The organism is Streptococcus sp. 1001283B150225_161107_H12, from assembly GCF_015552665.1.
Classification (GTDB): domain Bacteria; phylum Bacillota; class Bacilli; order Lactobacillales; family Streptococcaceae; genus Streptococcus.
This window is the reverse complement of record NZ_JADNFC010000002.1, coordinates 357,636-376,234: the sequence shown is the minus strand read 5'-3', so window position 1 is coordinate 376,234 and position 18,599 is coordinate 357,636. Positions and strand designations below refer to the sequence as shown.

16 protein-coding genes are annotated in these 18,599 nt (G+C 42.6%); 14 read left to right on the top strand and 2 right to left on the bottom strand.

Features of this window, described 5'->3' with window-relative positions:
• Window positions 1-65 precede the first annotated feature (65 nt).
• The 5 genes from arcA (at window position 66) to I2C87_RS05125 (ending at window position 6,516) form a co-directional block, all read left to right on the top strand.
• The gene (arcA, locus tag I2C87_RS05145; RefSeq protein WP_009732527.1) at window positions 66-1,295 is read left to right on the top strand and encodes an arginine deiminase; all 1,230 of its coding nucleotides are present in this window, start codon (window positions 66-68) and stop codon (window positions 1,293-1,295) included.
• 95 nt (window positions 1,296-1,390) lie between these two features.
• On the top strand, window positions 1,391-2,407 hold the full coding sequence (argF, locus tag I2C87_RS05140; RefSeq protein ID WP_023022690.1) for an ornithine carbamoyltransferase: 1,017 nt from the start codon (window positions 1,391-1,393) through the stop codon (window positions 2,405-2,407).
• Between the two features lie 85 nt (window positions 2,408-2,492).
• A complete protein-coding gene (gene arcC / locus I2C87_RS05135; RefSeq protein ID WP_048689208.1) occupies window positions 2,493-3,437 on the top strand; it encodes a carbamate kinase in 945 nt (314 codons plus the stop codon).
• Between the two features lie 204 nt (window positions 3,438-3,641).
• Entirely contained in the window at window positions 3,642-5,156 is a 1,515-nt protein-coding gene (locus tag I2C87_RS05130) for a YfcC family protein (protein WP_195324159.1), read from the top strand.
• 19 nt (window positions 5,157-5,175) lie between these two features.
• Window positions 5,176-6,516, top strand: coding sequence for a dipeptidase (locus I2C87_RS05125; RefSeq protein WP_195324158.1), 1,341 nt, complete (start codon window positions 5,176-5,178; stop codon window positions 6,514-6,516).
• 46 nt (window positions 6,517-6,562) lie between these two features.
• Here I2C87_RS05125 and I2C87_RS05120 read toward each other — a convergent pair whose 3' ends face one another.
• A complete protein-coding gene (locus I2C87_RS05120) occupies window positions 6,563-7,033 on the bottom strand; it encodes an arginine repressor (protein ID WP_048689219.1) in 471 nt (156 codons plus the stop codon).
• Between the two features lie 12 nt (window positions 7,034-7,045).
• A complete protein-coding gene (gene queA, locus I2C87_RS05115; protein ID WP_195324157.1) occupies window positions 7,046-8,074 on the bottom strand; it encodes a tRNA preQ1(34) S-adenosylmethionine ribosyltransferase-isomerase QueA in 1,029 nt (342 codons plus the stop codon).
• 203 nt (window positions 8,075-8,277) lie between these two features.
• On the opposite strand from queA, the gene I2C87_RS05110 reads away from it, so the two are divergent.
• The 9 genes from I2C87_RS05110 to pepF all read left to right on the top strand — a co-directional run bounded on the left by I2C87_RS05110 (window position 8,278) and on the right by pepF (window position 18,598).
• On the top strand, window positions 8,278-8,979 hold the full coding sequence (locus I2C87_RS05110; protein WP_048689227.1) for a glucosamine-6-phosphate deaminase: 702 nt from the start codon (window positions 8,278-8,280) through the stop codon (window positions 8,977-8,979).
• Window positions 8,980-9,088: 109 nt separating this feature from the next.
• Entirely contained in the window at window positions 9,089-10,423 is a 1,335-nt protein-coding gene (locus I2C87_RS05105) for a DUF1958 domain-containing protein (RefSeq protein WP_195324156.1), read from the top strand.
• Between the two features lie 72 nt (window positions 10,424-10,495).
• Window positions 10,496-11,659 (top strand): MFS transporter, encoded by a 1,164-nt coding sequence (locus I2C87_RS05100; protein WP_195324155.1) that lies wholly within the window; start codon window positions 10,496-10,498, stop codon window positions 11,657-11,659.
• An 83-nt stretch (window positions 11,660-11,742) separates the two neighbouring features.
• Window positions 11,743-13,032, top strand: a complete 1,290-nt coding sequence (locus tag I2C87_RS05095) for a D-alanyl-D-alanine carboxypeptidase family protein (RefSeq protein ID WP_195324154.1) — start codon at window positions 11,743-11,745, stop codon at window positions 13,030-13,032.
• A gap of 473 nt (window positions 13,033-13,505) precedes the next feature.
• On the top strand, window positions 13,506-14,057 hold the full coding sequence (locus I2C87_RS05090; RefSeq protein WP_195324153.1) for a hypothetical protein: 552 nt from the start codon (window positions 13,506-13,508) through the stop codon (window positions 14,055-14,057).
• Window positions 14,058-14,419: 362 nt separating this feature from the next.
• Window positions 14,420-14,974, top strand: a complete 555-nt coding sequence (locus I2C87_RS05085) for a hypothetical protein (RefSeq protein WP_195324152.1) — start codon at window positions 14,420-14,422, stop codon at window positions 14,972-14,974.
• 425 nt (window positions 14,975-15,399) lie between these two features.
• A complete protein-coding gene (locus I2C87_RS05080; RefSeq protein ID WP_195324151.1) occupies window positions 15,400-16,350 on the top strand; it encodes a competence protein CoiA in 951 nt (316 codons plus the stop codon).
• A gap of 168 nt (window positions 16,351-16,518) precedes the next feature.
• Window positions 16,519-16,728, top strand: a complete 210-nt coding sequence (locus I2C87_RS05075; protein ID WP_195324150.1) for a hypothetical protein — start codon at window positions 16,519-16,521, stop codon at window positions 16,726-16,728.
• Between the two features lie 67 nt (window positions 16,729-16,795).
• Window positions 16,796-18,598 carry an oligoendopeptidase F gene (pepF, locus tag I2C87_RS05070; RefSeq protein ID WP_195324149.1) on the top strand — a complete coding sequence of 601 codons (1,803 nt, stop codon included), beginning with the start codon at window positions 16,796-16,798 and terminating at the stop codon, window positions 18,596-18,598.
• The last annotated feature ends 1 nt before the right edge of the window (window position 18,599 follow it).

Below are 18,599 nucleotides of genomic sequence, written 5' to 3'. Positions count from 1 at the left end.
TGATAAAATGAAACACGTAAACGGGATTAGCTAAGCTAAACCGCAAGAAAAAAGGAGGACTATAGATGTCTACACACCCAATTCATGTTTTCTCAGAAATTGGAAAACTGAAAAAAGTTTGTTTGCACCGTCCAGGTAAAGAGTTGGAAAACTTGATGCCTGACTATCTTGAACGTCTTCTTTTTGATGATATTCCATTCTTGGAAGATGCTCAAAAAGAACACGACGCATTTGCTGAAGCACTTCGTAACGAAGGAATCGAAGTACTTTATCTTGAGCAGTTGGCTGCTGAATCATTGACTTCTCCAGAAATTCGTGATCAGTTCATCGAAGAATACCTTGAAGAAGCAAACATTCGTGGACGCCAAACAAAAGTTGCGATCCGTGAATTGCTTCACAGCATTGAAGACAACCAAGAATTGGTTGAAAAAACAATGGCAGGGGTTCAAAAAGCTGAACTTCCAGAAATTCCTGAAGAAGCAAAAGGATTGACAGACCTTGTTGAATCTGACTATCCATTTGCAATCGACCCAATGCCAAACTTGTACTTCACACGTGACCCATTTGCTACAATTGGTAATGCAGTATCATTGAACCACATGTACGCAGATACACGTAACCGTGAAACTTTGTATGGTAAATACATCTTCAAATACCACCCAGTTTACGGTGGAAAAGTTGAACTTGTCTACAACCGTGAAGAAGATACTCGTATCGAAGGTGGAGATGAGTTGGTACTTTCTAAAGATGTATTGGCAGTTGGTATCTCACAACGTACAGATGCTGCATCAATCGAAAAATTGTTGGTAAACATCTTCAAGAAGAACGTTGGCTTCAAGAAAGTATTGGCCTTCGAATTTGCTAACAACCGTAAATTCATGCACTTGGATACAGTATTCACAATGGTGGACTACGATAAATTCACAATCCACCCTGAAATCCAAGGTAACCTTCGCGTCTTCTCTGTAACTTATGAAAACGAACAATTGAAGATCGTTGAAGAAAAAGGTGATTTGGCTGAATTGCTTGCTGAAAACCTTGGTGTAGAAAAAGTTACGTTGATTCCATGTGGAGATGGCAACATCGTTGCTGCTGCGCGTGAACAATGGAACGACGGATCAAATACTCTTACAATCGCACCTGGTGTGGTAGTTGTATACGACCGTAACACTGTTACCAACAAGAAATTAGAAGAATACGGACTTCGTTTGATCAAGATCCGCGGAAGTGAATTGGTTCGCGGTCGTGGTGGACCTCGTTGTATGTCAATGCCATTCGAACGTGAAGAAATCTAATCATCCTTCTACAGGTTAGACGGGCTCAGTGTCTAAACTGAGCCCTCTAAACTGATTGACAGGATCTTATCATGCATAATAAAAGGAGATAATTAATGACAACTTCAGTATTCCAAGGACGTAGCTTTTTAGCAGAAAAAGACTTTACACGTGCAGAGTTAGAATACCTTATCGGACTTTCAGCTCACTTGAAAGACCTTAAAAAACGCAACATCCAACACCACTACCTAGCTGGTAAAAACATTGCGCTTTTGTTTGAAAAAACTTCAACTCGTACTCGTGCAGCCTTCACTACTGCAGCCATCGACCTTGGTGCTCATCCAGAATACCTTGGTGCAAACGACATCCAACTTGGTAAAAAAGAATCTACAGAAGATACTGCTAAAGTTCTTGGACGTATGTTTGACGGTATTGAATTCCGTGGTTTCAGCCAACGTATGGTTGAAGAATTGGCTGAATTCTCAGGTGTTCCAGTATGGAATGGTTTGACTGACGAATGGCACCCAACTCAAATGCTTGCAGACTACTTGACTGTTCAAGAAAACTTTGGACGCCTTGAAGGTTTGACACTTGTGTACTGTGGTGACGGACGTAACAACGTTGCAAACAGCCTTCTTGTAACAGGTGCTATCCTTGGTGTGAACGTACACATCTTCTCACCAAAAGAACTCTTCCCAGAACAAGAAATTGTTGAATTGGCAGAAGGATTCGCAAAAGAAAGTGGCGCTCATATCTTGATCACTGAAGATGCTGACGAAGCTGTGAAAGGTGCAGATGTACTTTACACTGACGTTTGGGTATCTATGGGTGAAGAAGACAAATTTGCAGAACGCGTTGCCCTTTTGAAACCTTACCAAGTAAACATGGAATTGGTTAAGAAAGCTGATAACGAAGACTTGATCTTCTTGCACTGCTTGCCAGCTTTCCACGACACAAACACTGTTTATGGTAAAGATGTTGCTGAAAAATTCGGCGTAGAAGAAATGGAAGTTACTGACGAAGTGTTCCGCAGCAAATATGCTCGTCACTTTGACCAAGCTGAAAACCGTATGCACACAATCAAAGCGGTGATGGCAGCTACTCTTGGTAACTTGTACATTCCAAAAGTTTAAGACTTTATAACCGTATACCAACAGCTATAGGGGCTGGACTGCTAGCTTTAGTCCTGCCCCTATTTTTTATAGAAAGGGAAAACCTATGTCAAGAAAAATCGTCGTTGCTTTGGGAGGAAACGCCATCCTTTCATCTGATCCTTCTGCAAAAGCTCAACAAGAAGCACTTGTAGAAACAGCAAAACACTTAGTAAAATTAATCAAAAATGGGGATGACTTGATCATCACTCACGGAAATGGTCCTCAAGTAGGGAACCTCTTGCTCCAACATTTGGCAGCTGATTCTGAAAAGAACCCAGCTTTCCCATTGGATTCATTGGTTGCAATGACTGAAGGAAGCATTGGTTTCTGGCTTCAAAACGCTCTTCAAAATGCTCTTCTTGAAGAAGGAATTGAAAAGGATGTGGCTTCCGTTGTGACACAAGTCGTTGTGGATAAGAACGACCCAGCCTTTGTCAACCTCAGCAAACCAATCGGTCCATTCTACTCAGAAGAAGAAGCAAAAGCAGAAGCTGAAAAATCTGGAGCAACCTTCAAGGAAGATGCTGGTCGTGGCTGGCGTAAAGTTGTTGCTTCACCAAAACCAGTGGATATCAAAGAAATCAATACCATCCGTACCTTGTTGAACGACGGACAAGTCGTTGTTGCTGCTGGTGGTGGCGGTATCCCAGTTGTGAAAGAAGCAAATGGTAGTTTGACTGGTGTTGAAGCCGTTATCGACAAAGACTTTGCATCACAACGTTTGGCTGAGTTAGTAGAAGCAGACCTCTTCATCGTTTTGACCGGTGTAGACTATGTTTTTGTGAACTACAACAAACCAGACCAAGAAAAATTGGAACATGTTAATGTTGCTCAATTGGAAGAGTACATCAAACAAGATCAATTTGCACCAGGAAGCATGCTTCCTAAAGTAGAAGCTGCGATTGCCTTTGTAAATGGTCGTCCAGAAGGAAAAGCAGTCATCACTTCACTTGAAAACCTTGGCGCTTTGATTGAGTCTGAAAGTGGAACGATTATCGTAAAAGACTAATTCATATACATGAGTGAGGGGAGTGAACCCCATATTTACAGGAGTTTGTACAAAGTTCCTCCCCTCGTTTTTTCTAAAAAAGTTTAGGAAAAACTAGTTTTTTAATCTTAAATATGATAAAATAAACATATAGGTAAGCGCTTTCTAAAAGTTTAACCTTTTGAAAGACTCACTCAAACTTTGTTGCGTTAGGAGGATAAACAAATGAGTGAAAAAGCGAAAAAAGGGTTTAAGATGCCTTCATCTTATACCGTATTGTTAATCATCATTGCGTTTATGGCAGTGATGACTTGGATTATCCCAGCAGGGGCTTTTGTCGATGGTGTGTATAAATCACAACCTCAAAACCCTCAAGGTATCTGGGATGTCTTGATGGCACCGATTCGTGCTATGCTAGGAACTACTCCTGAAGAAGGATCTTTGATTAAAGGAACTAGTGCAGCGATCGACGTAGCCTTCTTCATCTTGATGGTTGGTGGTTTCCTTGGTGTAGTCAATGAAACTGGTATGCTAGACACTGGTATTGCTTCTATCGTGAAGAAATACAAGGGTCGCGAAAAAATGTTGATTTTGGTTCTTATGCCTTTGTTTGCCCTTGGTGGTACAACTTATGGTATGGGTGAAGAAACCATGGCCTTCTATCCTCTCCTTGTGCCAGTTATGATGGCCGTTGGATTTGATAGCTTGACTGGGGTAGCCATTATCTTGCTCGGTTCACAGATTGGATGTTTGGCGTCTACCTTGAACCCATTCGCGACAGGTATCGCATCTTCAACTGCAGGTGTTGGTCTTGGTGAAGGGATCATCCTTCGTTTGATCTTCTGGGTTGTCTTGACTGGTCTTAGCACTTGGTTTGTATACAAGTATGCAGATAAGATCCAAAAAGACCCAACCAAATCTCTCACTTATGCAACTCGTGAAGAAGATATGAAATTCTTCAATGTTGGTGAAAATGAAGAAGAAGTCAACTCAACACTTACTAAGAAACAAAAACAAGTCTTTGTACTCTTTGTATTGACCTTCGTCTTGATGGTCTTGAGTTTCATTCCATGGGGTGACTTAGGTATTTCCTTCTTTGGAGACTTTAATACTTGGTTAACTAGTCTTCCAGTAGTTGGTAAGATTGTTGGTAGCTCAACTGCAGCCCTAGGTACTTGGTACTTCCCTGAAGGAGCAATGCTCTTCGCCTTTATGGGTATCTTGATTGGTATTGTCTACGGATTGAAAGAAGAACAAATCATTTCTTCATTTATGACTGGTGCAGCTGACTTGCTCAGCGTAGCCTTGATCGTAGCGATCGCTCGTGGTATCCAAGTTATCATGAACAATGGTATGATTACAGATACGATCCTTAACTGGGGTAAACAAGGACTCAGTGGTCTATCTTCTCAAGTCTTCATCGTCTTGACTTATATCTTCTACTTGCCAATGTCATTCTTGATCCCATCTTCATCTGGTCTTGCCAGTGCGACAATGGGTATCATGGCTCCATTGGGAGAATTCGTCAATGTACGTCCTAGCTTGATTATCACTGCCTACCAATCTGCATCTGGTGTCTTGAACTTGATCGCACCAACTTCTGGTATCGTAATGGGAGCTCTTGCTCTTGGACGTATCAACATTGCAACTTGGTGGAAATTCATGGCAAAACTTGTTGTTGCCGTTATTGTGATCACCATTGCCCTCCTTCTTCTCGGAACTTTCGTTCCATTCCTATAAGAAGTAAAGAGGTGATTCCATGAAAATTGAGATTACAAATCAAGTCAAAGATGACTTTCTAGCTTCATTAAAGACTCTGATTTCTTATCCTTCGGTTTTAAACGAAGGCGAAAATGGAACACCGTTTGGACAAGCTATCCAAGATGTCCTTGAGAAAACGTTAGAAATTGCTCAAGAAATGGGCTTTCAAACCTATCTAGATCCTGAAGGATACTATGGATATGCAGAGATCGGTCAGGGGGAAGAACTCCTGGTCGTTCTTTGTCACTTGGATGTTGTTCCAGCCGGTGATTTAGAAGATTGGCAAACGCCACCTTTTGATGCGACTCTGAAAGATGGATGGTTGATTGGACGTGGAGTGCAAGATGATAAGGGACCATCGCTTGCGGCGCTTTACGCAGTTAAGAGTCTGCTTGACCAAGGAGTTGTCTTTACCAAACGGATCCGCTTTATATTTGGTACGGACGAGGAAACTCTCTGGCGCTGTATGAACCGCTACAATCAGATAGAAGAAAAAGCAGATCTTGGCTTTGCTCCAGATTCGTCCTTCCCATTAACCTATGCTGAAAAAGGCTTGCTTCAAGTCAAGCTCCATGGACCAGGCTGGGAGGATCATCCCCTACAAGCTGGTCGTGCTCTCAATGTGGTGCCAGATAAGGCAACTTATAAGGGTGACCGCTTAGAGGAACTCTTACCAGTCATCGAGCAAAGTGGTGTGAAGTATTCAGAAGAAGCAGGAGCAGTAACCGTTCTTGGTCTATCTAAACACTCCAAGGATGCGGCTGAGGGTGTCAATGCCATTGTAGGCTTAGCGGAAAGTCTTTCCTTGATCCAGCCTCATCCAGCCCTTCTCTTTATCGCAGATGCCGTTGGGGAAGATGCGACTGGAGCAGCTCTCTTTGGTGAAATCAAAGATGAACCAAGTGGTGCTCTTTCCTTCAATATTGCAACCCTCTCCATTGATGAACAGCAATCTGAAATCGGGATTGATATTCGGATCCCTGTCTTAGCGGATAAGGAGGCCTTGGTAAAACGTTTAAGTGAGGTGGCAGCTAGCTATCAACTTCAGTATGAAGAGTTTGATTATGTAGCTCCACTATACGTCCCACTAGACAGTCCATTGGTGAGTACTCTGATGGCGGTCTACCAAGAAGAAACGGGGGATCAGACCCCAGCTATGTCCTCAGGGGGAGCGACTTTTGCTCGAACTATGGAAAATTGTGTGGCTTATGGGGCCCTCTTCCCTGATGCTCTCCAAACAGAGCACCAAGCGAATGAACGAGCTAAACTGGATGATTTATATCGTGCAATGGAAATCTATGCAGAGACCATTCGACGATTAGCAGCCAAGGAAGCTTAATAGAGATTAGAAAAAGCTTAGATGGTCAGACCATCTAAGCTTTCTTTTATTTGCTAAAGAAGAAGGGAGGAGTGAATTCTTTCAATTTTTCAAAGCAGTCCAAGGCCCCCTGATTGTCTTCACAAATGATAAGGCAGACGTCATCTCCGCAGACGGTTGCAACAATTTGCGGCAATTCAAGGGCATCTAAGATGGCCCCGAAGGACTGGGCCAGACCAGGTAGAGTTTTGACGACTACTTGGTTTTGGACGGGACGAAGCATGACAAGGGCATCTTCCATATAAAAACGCAGTCGGTTTTCCCAACGAGATGGGGCAATGCTATTGATGGCATAATAAGAGCTATCCCCTTCGTTAATTTTTACTAGATTCAAGGATTTGACATCTCTTGAGAGAGTGGACTGGGTCACGATGATGCCGTTCGCTTCCAGGCTGTCCTGCAATTCTTGTTGGGTTCGAATTTTCTTTTCTGAAATAATAGACCGGATCAGGCGGTGGCGACTTTCAATCTTATTCATAAGGGGATCTCCTTATTTGATAAACATAGCATCTCCAAAGCTAAAGAAACGGTAGCCTTGGTCGATAGCGTGCTGATAAGCATCCAGAGTGAGTTCTCGACCTGCGAAGGCAGAAACGAGCATGACTAAGGTTGATTTTGGTAAGTGGAAGTTGGTTGAAAAGGCGTCGACAACCTGCCACTGATAGCCTGGTTTGATAAAGATATTGGTCCAACCAGAGTCGGCTTGTAACTCTCCATTAAACTTGTTCCCAATTGTTTCTAAAGTTCGGATAGAAGTGGTCCCAACGGCAACGATGCGGTGTCCACTTGCTTTGACTTGTCGAAGGGTTTGGGCGGCTTCTTCTGAGAGTTGATAAAATTCGGAATGCATTTCATGTTGGTCGAGATCATCGACGGATACAGGACGGAAGGTACCTAGTCCGACATGAAGGGTTAGATAAACCAAGTGAACCCCTTTGTCTTCGATCCTCTGTAAGAGCTCAGGTGTGAAATGGAGGCCAGCAGTAGGAGCTGCGGCAGATCCATTTTCTTTGGCATAGACTGTCTGGTAACGTTCCTGATCTTCTAATTTTTCATGGATGTAAGGTGGTAGGGGCATTTCTCCTAAACTTTCCAAGACTTCAAGGAAAATTCCTTGGTAAGAAAACTCTACGATACATCCACCGTGTTCCAGCTTTTTGATTAGGGTCGCTTGAAGACGTCCATCGCCAAAGCTGACGATTCCCCCCTCTTTGAGACGTTTGGCAGGTTTAGCAAGAACCTCCCATTGATCGCCCTCGATATTTTTTAAGAGAAGAAGCTCCACATGACCTCCTGTGTCTGGTTTGACCCCATGGAGACGAGCTGGAAGGACACGGGTATTGTTCATAACCAAAGCATCCCCTGGTTCTAATTCATTGATAATGGCGTCAAAATGCTGGTCTTCCATCTGACCTGTTTGTCGATTGAGGATTAGTAGTTTTGAGGCATCACGCTTCTCTAGTGGAGTTTGCGCAATTAACTCCTCGGGGAGGTGGAAATCAAAGTCATTCGTGTTCATGTTCTCTCCTTGTATCTAAATTCTTCTATTTCTTACATTTAACCTTCCCCATTATATCATGAAATAAGAGTGAAACAAAGGAAATCACTAGCCGAATTTTAAAGGGATGAAGGTAAAAAATCCTTTTCTAACATCAAGAAAGCGCTTGACAAAAATTGGTCTATACCATATAATGAATATAAGAAATAAGCGGAGGATTTATCATGAAAGTTATTGAAGTAGCTAATCAAATCGAAGGAGGGCAGGTTGCTTTTGACCTGCTAAAAGAAAAGTTAGAGCAGGGTGCCAAAACTCTGGGGCTTGCGACTGGAAGCAGTCCACTTGAATTTTATAAATTAATTCGGGAGAGTGACCTGGATTTCTCAGACATGGTCAGTGTCAACTTGGATGAGTATGTCGGCTTGACGGGAGAAGATCCTCAATCCTATCGTTACTTTATGCAGGAAAATTTATTTAATGAGAAACCGTTTAAAGTTAGCTATCTTCCAAAAGGAAACGAAGATACTGCAGAAGAAGAAACAGCTCATTACAATGAAATTTTGGCCCAACATCCAGTAGATCTGCAAATTCTAGGGATCGGTCGCAACGGCCACATTGGTTTTAACGAACCAGGCACGCCATTTGACAGCCAAACGCATTTGGTCCATTTGGATCAATCAACGATTGAAGCCAACTCTCGCTTCTTTGAAAAAATTGAAGATGTTCCAACCCAAGCCATCTCCATGGGGATTGCGAACATTCTTGCTGCCAAGTCTATCATTCTCTTTGCCTATGGAGAATCAAAAGCAGAAGCGATTGCAGGAATGGTCAATGGTCCAAAAACAGAGAGTTTACCAGCGAGTGCCCTTCAAGGTCATCCAGATGTTGTGATTATTGCAGACCAAGCAGCCTTGAGCTTACTGTAACCAGTTGAAAAAAAAAGAGACCTATCTGAAATATCCTGAAAGATAGGTTTTTTTATAGAGTGAAGTATGGTACAATAAGATAAAATTCTATATTTGAGGAAAATATATTTTGAAAAAGAAGTTGCTCGTTTTAGGAATCGTCATTCTATCTCTCCTCCGCCCTCTGTCGATCGCGGCAGATGAGCTAGTGGATATGGCGCAAAAAATGTATCCCAATGATCATGTGCAGGCCTATAACCGACCAAGGTCTTCTCTCGTCATCGATGCGAATACCGGGGATGTTTTGTGGAGAGACAATATTGATGAAGTGCGGGATCCAGCAAGTATGAGTAAGCTCATGACCCTGTATCTGCTCTTCGAAACCATGAAAGAGGGGAAAATTACCAAAGATACGGTTGTCACTGCAACGGCTGCGGATCAATCCATGTCAAAAATCTATGAGATTTCTAACAATAACATCGTTGCAGGTGTGGACTATACGGTCTCTGAATTGATAACCATGACGGCTGTTCCATCCTCCAATGTGGCTACGATTATGTTGGCCAATCTCCTTTCTAACCACGATGCGGATGCCTTTATTCAGCGGATGAACGAAAAGTCCAAGGAGTTGGGGATGACCAATACCATTTGGAACAATCCGAGTGGAGCGGCCATTTCAACCTTCCGAGGTTTGTATACCAGTTATAACTATCCAAATGATGCGGCCAACCAGACAACTGCAAGAGATTTGGCGATTCTCGTCTATCATTTCGTGAAAGAATATCCAGAGATCCTTAGTTATACCAATCAGGCTAAGGTGACCGTGAAACAAGGAACGCCTTATGAGGAGACTTTTGATACCTATAACTATTCCTTGCCAGGAGCTAGATATGCTCTTGAAGGAGTAGATGGTCTGAAGACAGGTTCGAGTCCACGTGGTGCCTTTAACTATATCGCAACCGCTAAACGGGGGGACCAACGAATTATCTCCGTAGTAATGGGAGTTGGTGATTGGTCCGACCAGGATGGTGAATACTATCGACATCCATTTGGTAATGCCTTGATCGAAAAGGCTTTTGCAGATTATCGTTATAAGAAGTTGTTGGACAAGGGTGTTCAGACGATTGATGGAAAGACCTACACACTGGATCAACCTTTCTATGCCACGGTCAAAAAGGGAGAAGAGAATCCAAAACTCGTTGTCAAAGATGGACAGGTTGAGGCGGATTCAGGCTTGATGACCCTATCAGAAAAGATTTCTGATGGACTTCCAGTCAAAGAAGGAGCAGTGAGTCAATCGGATTCCCAAAGTACTGCGGCCCCAGCTAGAGAGAAATCCTTCCATTTTCCTCTTGAAAGCCTGGTCATTCTGATTCCAATTTTCATTCTCGCTATGATTCTGTATTTAGAAAGAGCTCATCGCAAAGAACGGGCGCGCAAGGCTCAGGATCGCTACAAAAAATAACTGATCAAAACTCAACTGAAATCCAGTTGGGTTTTGTCATTGCCTTTTATTTCTCATGTTGAAAGGAAACTTATGAAAGCATTTCGAAATTCCTATCCTGCTTATTTATTTTTATATAGTTTTTACTTCATGTCGACGGCCCTCTTTACGACTTTAATCTCTGTCTATCTGATAGGCCAGCAGTATTCAGCCAGTCAGGTATCTAATTTGGTGTCGACAGCCTTTTTCCTATCCATGCTTACCCAGCCCTTATTTGGTTATATCAATGAACGATTTGGTATTGTTAAAATCACGACCTTGAGCTTAGGAGTCCTCATGGCAGGAGTGGGTGGCTTTATCTGGGCCCCTAACTTCTTTTGGTTGACGATCTTTTATGGCTTGGTATTACTGTGTCTAAATGGGACGGCTCCCATGATGGAGATTTTAGCTACCCAGAGTCCCTATGCTTTTGGAAAAATCCGCGTTTGGGGGACGCTAGGGTATGCGGCTGGAGCCCACCTAGCTGGTTGGCTCTATGCTCATCTTAGCCCTCAGTCTGTATACTATTGTGTATTGGTCACGATCCTTCTTAGTTTCTTCAGTTTAGGGGCTATCCGTATTGATAAGACCAATCGGGTACAAAAAGAAGCTGTCTCGATCCGGCCTCTGCTCCATAATGGACCCTATCTCTTTTTCCTATTACTGATGGGGCTTGTGTCGGGCGTGGGAAATATTGGCCATACCTATATTCCAGCTCTTTTAATGGATAGTGGGCTCCCTGTTCAGATAGCGTCTACGGTTGTGGCCCTATCTGTCGTTGTAGAAGCGCCCCTCATCTTTTTCTCGGACCGTTTTATGGACCATTGGCCCCTGCGTCTCCTAATTTTGCTTCCTGTGGGGATTCTCTTGCTCCAGTATGTCATCTATGCTCTTCCGAGTCCGGTCTTCTTAAAAGTGTTGGTCACCCTCTTGGCCAAGCATACGACGGGGATGGTCTTGATCATGGTCTCCTTGCGTTTTATCTCCCAACAGGTGGATAAAAAAGATCTAGTCTTAGCCATGGCTCTCGTTCAGGGAGTCCGCTATCTTGGTACCATTCTCTTACAACCGCTAGCAGCTTTCTTTGTGGATCACGGAGGATTTTCAATGATGAGTTACTTCTTGGTGGCTGTCCTGGTCCTCGTCCTTCTACTAAGTCTCTTTTTAAAGATGCCAAAAGGAAAATCTCCAGGTCTCTTTGGGAACACGAAGGAGTAAAAAGTTTAGGAAATAGAGTTTGTGAATAGAAGGACTTATGCTATAATGGAGAACGATGATGTTTATGAAAGAAATGAGAGAGAATGAAGTTTAAACGTGCCTTATTTGCGACACTTTCCCTTGCTTGCCTGTGTTTCCCAATGCTAGCAAAGGCGGATGATCTTTATCAACAAGAAGATATCATGTCGATCACAGAAAAATCAGGGACTTCGGTGGATGAATTTTTCCGTCCCAAGGCTGATATTGTCGTTGATGCTCACACAGGAGCGATTGTTTATGGCGATAATATCGATGCTCCTCGTGACTCCGGTAGTATGGCTAAATTGATGTCCGTCTACGTGCTTCTGAGAGCTATTAAAGAAGGGCAGCTGGATTATGATACCTTGATTACAGCGACAGATACGGATGTGATCATTTCTCATAATCAGAAGTTGAGCAATAGTCCCATTGTGGCGGGGGCTCAATACAAGGTATCGACCCTCCTAAATATGATTTTTGTTCCTTCATCTAGTGCTGCGACCATCATGATTGCCAATAAGGTGTCGGGAGGAGATCCAGATAAATTCTTGGATTTGATGAACCAGCGGGCCCAGGAAATTGGAATGACCAATACCAAGTGGAACAATCCTAATGGTGCCCCAACTGCAGTCTTAGATGGCTACTATAATCCGACCCGCTATGATCAACATGCCATTAACCAAACAACAGCAAGAGATATGTCTATTTTGGCCTATCATATAGTTAATGAGTTCCCTGAAATCCTCAACTATACTAAAAATGCCAAGATAACACTCTTCCAAGGGACAGATTATGAAGAAACCCATGAAAATTATAATTATTCCTTGGAAGGTGGAAGGTATTCTCTAAAGGGAGCGGATGGCCTAAAAACCGGCTCTAGTCCGACAGCAGATTATAATTACACCTTGACGGTTAATCGCGGAAATCAGCGATTTGTTCAAGTCATTATGGGAGTTGGGCATTACGATGTGGAAATTGCAGAGAGCCTGCGCCACGTCATTGGAAATGCCCTGATTGAAAGACTCTATCAGGATTATGAGTACAAAGAGGTGCTGCCTGCAGGGGATCACACGATTCAGGGGCAAACCTATCACTTAGACAAACCCTTCTATGCTACAGTGAAAAGAGGGACCAATCCAGAGATTAGTGTTCAAAATGGCCAGCTACAAATTGCAAATGGCTTGCAAACTGTTTCACCGTCCATTCAGCAAACGCAGGATGTAAGCGCAGTAGAAGCGCCCCACCAGAAGACCACGAGTAGTCGTCAAAAAGGCTGGGATCCAATGTGGCTCTGTTGCTTCCTTCCCTTTATTTTCTTAAGAGTTTTCTTTAACATCAGATATAAGAGAAAATAAAAAGATTTCCAGATTTGGAAATCTTAAATTAAAGAAATAGTATTCCTAGAAACTTTCCTTAGGTGAGTACGGACGTCAGCGAACTTCGAAGAAGTTCCATGACTTAGTTTTGGATCTAAGGCTCCAAAACTCCCGAGTGCTAGAAACAAGAGTGTTTCTAGCACTTTTCTCACAGCGGAAAGTTTTTGTCCTTCTTAAATGCCTAAAAAATATAAGTCATCCTTTGATAATCATCCGACTATCTTAAGTAAAAAATAGTTTCTCTACATTCGAAGATTTCCAAATACGGAAATCTTTTTTTTAGTGAGCCAAAGGAACATCTGCTTTCTGGGAGGAGAGAAGCAGTGCTAGAGCAGTTGTTCTCCTACATTTTCGGATATTATTTCACAATCTATCATCAGTTAGTGATTGATTTGACTGTCAAATTATTTGATGATACAATGGTCTCGAATCAATATTAAAGGAGTAATCGAATGAAAAAATTGATTTTATCTACTACAGCCTTGTTGGCAGCTGCTTCGCTTGCAGCTTGTTCAGGTAAGCAAGAAGTAAAAACCGAAGCTTCTTCATCTACTGAGAAGACAGAAAAGGTAACAAGCAAGTCTTCTAGCTCATCTAAGGCAGAAAAGACTTCTTCTAATACTAGCTCTCAAACAACTAGTGATATATTCCCATCAGACGAAGAGCTTGAGAAGTTAAAAACAGTTGGTGATTTTAAAAAGTGTTTCGCAAAAATCTTGGATGAATCAGAACGCCTAATGGATGAATCAATGGAATCTCTTCCTGAAAGTGCCAAAGAGACATTTGCTCAAACAGCAGATGCGCTTAAGGAGACTCTTGCAAAATCTAAGGAAGCGTTCAACAAAGCGGTTGAGCAATATGGAGATGATAATGCAGTTGTTCCAAAAGAGTTTCGTGAAACCTTTATTGAACAGTTGAAGGATGCTCGCGACTCTGCCAAAGATTCATCAGAGTCACCAGTGGACCATGATTCAGACGATGAAGACAGCGATTCAGATGAATGAATAGATGGCTAGCATTGGACTTTTTGCTTAAAAGCCAAAAGGAGGAGACGAGTGGAGGGATTTTCTACTTGCAAGAATCTCCCTCTTCCCTTAGGGTATCCTCTCTTATACCTCATGTTGGAGAAGTTGTAGAGACAGAAGAACTTGTCCACATGATGCCGATATTTTCTAGGATTCCGACAGTGAATCAACCTTTAAGTATCTGGAGATAAGGGAGAGGTGCGCCTCATCCAAATAAATCGATAGACCGGAGATAGACTGATCTCTGGTCTTTTTTAGAAAGTCTCAGGGAGGATGCATGAATTGACGACAACCTAGCTTGATGCTAAAATGGTAGTGGAAGCTTAAAAAGGAGAGAGTGAATGAAAAAAATACTATTATCGACGCTTGCTTTACTGGGAGTGACGGGGCTAGTAGCCTGCTCAAATCAAGAAGGGACCTCGTCCAGTGAAAAGTCTGTAAAGGAAACACGCCAGTCATCAACCTCTTCTCAGGGCAAGAAAGTGACCAGCTTGAAAGGATCCTCAGAGTCTCCTTTTGTCTTGTATACAGATGAGGAACTTGAAAATGCTAGAACTGTTGGAGACTTTAAAGCGCTCTATGCTTTGATGATGGACCGAACCGTTGCTCATTCAGAGGAAGCAGGAGCATCACTGACGGGCTCAGCTAAAGAGACCTATGAGACCTATCTGAAAGATTTGAAAGAGAAAATGGAAACGAGCAAGGCCCGCTTTAATGAATCTATGGATACGATAGGGTCCGAAGATACCGAAGTTCCGGAAGCTACTCGTGCAACCATTGTTGAAAAATTCGAAACGGCTCGAAAACAAGCTGAAGCATCTGAAAATGGGACCGCTCCATCATCGGAAACTCCAAATCCGGCATCAGACGAGAATGCGAGTGAGTCAGATCAATAAGCGAGGGATGTTTTTAAACGTCTCGTCTAGGATGGATGAGCAGTCGCTTTGCATGTAAGAGCGATTATATCTAAACAAGGAGCTGGGCTCCTTTCAGATTGAAGATAAAGTAATTTTAGAAACTTTCCTTAGGTGAGTACGGACGTCAGCGAACTTCTACGAAGTTCCATGACTTAGTTTTGAGCCTAAGGTCTCAAAACTCCCGAGTGCCTGAAACAAATGTGTTTCAGGCACTTTTCTCACGGCGGAAAGTTTTTCATCTTCTTAAATGACTAAAAAATGAAAGTCATTTTTTGAAAATCATCCAGCTGTTTTATAAAAAAAATAATAGTTTGTCTGCATTCAACAAGGAGCTGGGCTTCTTTTTTTCATTCTCCTCTATAGAAACGTCTTCAGTTACGAATTATATAAGTGGAGGTGATGACATGTTTATTGCGACAGATGCCAAGCAACAGCGTTGGAATTGTTTGGAGAAGATCCCGATGAAAAAGGAAGGTCCTTTTTTCTGTCTCCTGTGTGGAAAGGAAGTCCGCTTAAAGAAAGGGCCCGTGATGCGTCCTCATTTTGCTCACATTAGCCTAGAGGCTTGCCCCTTTCATCATGAGACGGAAAGTCCCGAACATCTAGAGTTAAAGCTGGGGCTTTATCAATGGGCCAAGCAAAACTCAGATGCTGAAGTAGAAAGTCCTCTGCAGGCTTTCCAACAGATTGCGGATGTTCTCCTTCCGGATCAAAAGATTGCCTTAGAAGTTCAATGTAGTTCCTTGTCTATGGAGCGTTTGAAAGAACGGAGCGATGCCTATCGCAAGCATGGCTATCAGGTCTATTGGTTGTTAGGGAAGAACTTATGGCTTAAGAAAAGCTTGTCTGCTCTGCAAGAAGGTTTTGTCTATTTTAGTCAAAATAGGGGCTTTCATCTCTGGGAGTTGGACCTAGAGAAGCAGGAAGTTCGTCTCCACTATCTCATTCATCAAGACTTGCGAGGGCGTCTTTATTATCGGACTCAACACTTTCCATTTTATGGAGGGAACCTGTTAGAAGTTTTGCGGACGCCTTATGCCCAACAGAGCTTGCAACAAATGACAGTCCCTCTAGACAGACAGTTTAAGGACTATCTTCGTCAACAGCTGTATTACCGTCATCCTAAATGGATGGCCCTTCAGGAACAACTCTATTTGAAAGGAAAGCATCTCCTGGAATTGGACTTGGAAGCCTTTTATCCCCTTTGTCGGCCGCTGAAGTCTTCCCATTTTATCCAGATTAGGGGAGATTGGCGAAGCTATTACCAGGACTTTATGACCTACTATCGTCGAACTGGAATGAAAGCGACGCAGACTCTTTATTCCCCTCGTTTTTATCAGAATGGGAAAGCTTAAATTTCCGTGAATCAAATACCCCCAAATGGTAATATTTCAGCAGAATAAAAGCTGAAATAGACGCGCAAAACTATTTATTTTCGGTAGAAAAGAAGTATAATATACCTAGAAACGAAAGCGAACAAACAAAGAAGAATCTGAAGTATTGGAAGGAGGAATTGAAAAAATATGAAGATTAAACATATTTTGCAGTTACCTTTTGGGACGTCTATCAATTTAGATGAAAATGTCCCTAAATCTGGAGTGGTAGGCAAGTTTTTGACCGTTGATTTTAAACATTACTATAAAGTTGAGGGAGTTCCGACAAACATTTTTTCGGAAGTCTTGATTTCAAAAACAGAAACGTTGACGGAAGGTCAAGAAGTCTATTTTGTATAAAAGATGTGCTTAGATAGTAATCTAGGTGCTTTTTATGTTAGAATAGAAGCATTGGAGGATTTTTGTAATGGTAAAACAACGAAATGAAATTGATGAAAAATACCAATGGGATTTGTCGACCATTTTTGCGACAGACCAAGCTTGGGAAGAAGAAGCAACTGCTTTAGCTGCAGCGATTAAAGATGCTGCCCATTTTGCAGGCTCTTTATTGTCTTCTCCAGCCAACCTATTAGAAACCACAGAAGTTTATTTGGACTTGAGCCGTCGTTTGGAGAAGGTCTATGTCTACGCCCATATGAAGAATGACCAGGATACACGCGTAGCCAAATACCAAGAATTCCAATCAAAAGCCATGTCTCTTTACAGCCTTTTAGGGGAGACCTTTGCCTTCTACGAACCAGAATTTATGGAGATCACCGAAGAGCAATATGCCAACTTCTTGAAAGAAGTCCCTGCCTTGGAAGCTTATGCTCATTACTTTGATAAATTGCTCAAAACCAAAGAGCATGTCCTTTCTCAAAAAGAAGAAGAGTTGTTAGCAGGAGCAGGTGAAATCTTTGCTGCTGCGGGGGAAACCTTTGAGATTTTGGACAATGCCGATATCGTCTTCCCAATGGTGAAAGATGACCAAGGCCAAGAAGTACAGTTGAGCCATGGAAACTATATCTCTTTGGTAGAGTCGAAGGATCGCCAAGTCCGTAAAGAAGCTTACCAAGCCTTGTATGGTGTCTACGAACAGTACCAACATACCTATGCCAAGACCCTTCAGACCAACGTTAAGGTCCACAATTACAATGCAAAGGTTCGCAAATTCTCTAGCGCGCGTGAGGCAGCTCTTTCTGCTAACTTTATCCCAGAGAGTGTCTATGATAGTTTGGTAGAAGCGGTTAATAAGCACTTGCCACTCTTGCAACGTTACGTGAAACTTCGCTCAAAAATCTTGGGAATTGAAGATTTGAAGATGTATGATGTCTACACACCATTGTCTTCTACTGACTACAAGTTCACTTACGAAGAAGCCCTTGCCAAATCTGAGCAGGCTTTGGCGGTGCTTGGAGATGACTACCTATCCCGCGTGAAGCGCGCCTTCACCGAACGATGGATCGACGTTCATGTCAACCAAGGGAAACGCTCAGGGGCTTATTCAGGGGGTTCATATGATACCAATGCCTTTATGTTGTTGAACTGGCAAGATACATTGGACAATCTCTTCACCTTGGTGCATGAGACCGGCCACAGTATGCACTCTAGCTATACCCGTGAAACGCAGCCTTATGTCTATGGAGATTATTCTATCTTCCTTGCTGAGATTGCTTCCACAACCAATGAAAATATCTTGACTGAGCAATTGTTGGCAGAAGTAGAAGATGATGAAACCCGTTTTGCCATTCTCAACCACTTCTTGGATGGTTTCCGTGGTACAGTCTTCCGTCAAACCCAGTTTGCTGAGTTTGAGCATGCCATTCATAAAGCAGATCAAGAAGGACAAGTCTTGACCAGCGAATTCTTGAATGAGCTCTATGCGGACTTGAACGAGAAATACTATGGTCTTTCTAAAGAAGACAATCCAGAAATCCAATACGAATGGGCTCGTATTCCTCATTTCTACTATAACTACTATGTTTTCCAATATTCAACTGGTTTTGCAGCAGCCTCTGCCTTGGCTGAGAAAATCGTTCATGGAACACAGGAAGATAAGGACAAATACCTAGAGTATTTGAAGGCCGGAAATTCGGATTATCCACTCAACGTGATCCGCAAGGCGGGTGTTGATATGGAAAAAGAAGACTACCTCAATGCCGCCTTTGAAGTTTTTGAACGTCGTCTCAATGAATTTGAGGCCCTGGTTGAAAAATTAGGATTGGCCTAAG

Excerpts from the sequence above, each read along its gene's own strand:
- I2C87_RS05120 (WP_048689219.1), bottom strand. The coding sequence starts at position 7,033 with ATGAATAAGATTGAAAGTCGCCACCGCCTGATCCGGTCTATTATTTCA.
- I2C87_RS05100 (WP_195324155.1), top strand. The coding sequence starts at position 10,496 with ATGAAAGCATTTCGAAATTCCTATCCTGCTTATTTATTTTTATATAGT.
- I2C87_RS05080 (WP_195324151.1), top strand. The coding sequence starts at position 15,400 with ATGTTTATTGCGACAGATGCCAAGCAACAGCGTTGGAATTGTTTGGAG.
- I2C87_RS05125 (WP_195324158.1), top strand. The coding sequence starts at position 5,176 with ATGAAAATTGAGATTACAAATCAAGTCAAAGATGACTTTCTAGCTTCA.
- arcA (WP_009732527.1), top strand. The coding sequence starts at position 66 with ATGTCTACACACCCAATTCATGTTTTCTCAGAAATTGGAAAACTGAAA.
- arcC (WP_048689208.1), top strand. The coding sequence starts at position 2,493 with ATGTCAAGAAAAATCGTCGTTGCTTTGGGAGGAAACGCCATCCTTTCA.
- argF (WP_023022690.1), top strand. The coding sequence starts at position 1,391 with ATGACAACTTCAGTATTCCAAGGACGTAGCTTTTTAGCAGAAAAAGAC.
- I2C87_RS05130 (WP_195324159.1), top strand. The coding sequence starts at position 3,642 with ATGAGTGAAAAAGCGAAAAAAGGGTTTAAGATGCCTTCATCTTATACC.
- I2C87_RS05090 (WP_195324153.1), top strand. The coding sequence starts at position 13,506 with ATGAAAAAATTGATTTTATCTACTACAGCCTTGTTGGCAGCTGCTTCG.
- pepF (WP_195324149.1), top strand. The coding sequence starts at position 16,796 with ATGGTAAAACAACGAAATGAAATTGATGAAAAATACCAATGGGATTTG.
- I2C87_RS05110 (WP_048689227.1), top strand. The coding sequence starts at position 8,278 with ATGAAAGTTATTGAAGTAGCTAATCAAATCGAAGGAGGGCAGGTTGCT.
- I2C87_RS05075 (WP_195324150.1), top strand. The coding sequence starts at position 16,519 with ATGAAGATTAAACATATTTTGCAGTTACCTTTTGGGACGTCTATCAAT.
- I2C87_RS05095 (WP_195324154.1), top strand. The coding sequence starts at position 11,743 with ATGAAGTTTAAACGTGCCTTATTTGCGACACTTTCCCTTGCTTGCCTG.
- I2C87_RS05085 (WP_195324152.1), top strand. The coding sequence starts at position 14,420 with ATGAAAAAAATACTATTATCGACGCTTGCTTTACTGGGAGTGACGGGG.
- queA (WP_195324157.1), bottom strand. The coding sequence starts at position 8,074 with ATGAACACGAATGACTTTGATTTCCACCTCCCCGAGGAGTTAATTGCG.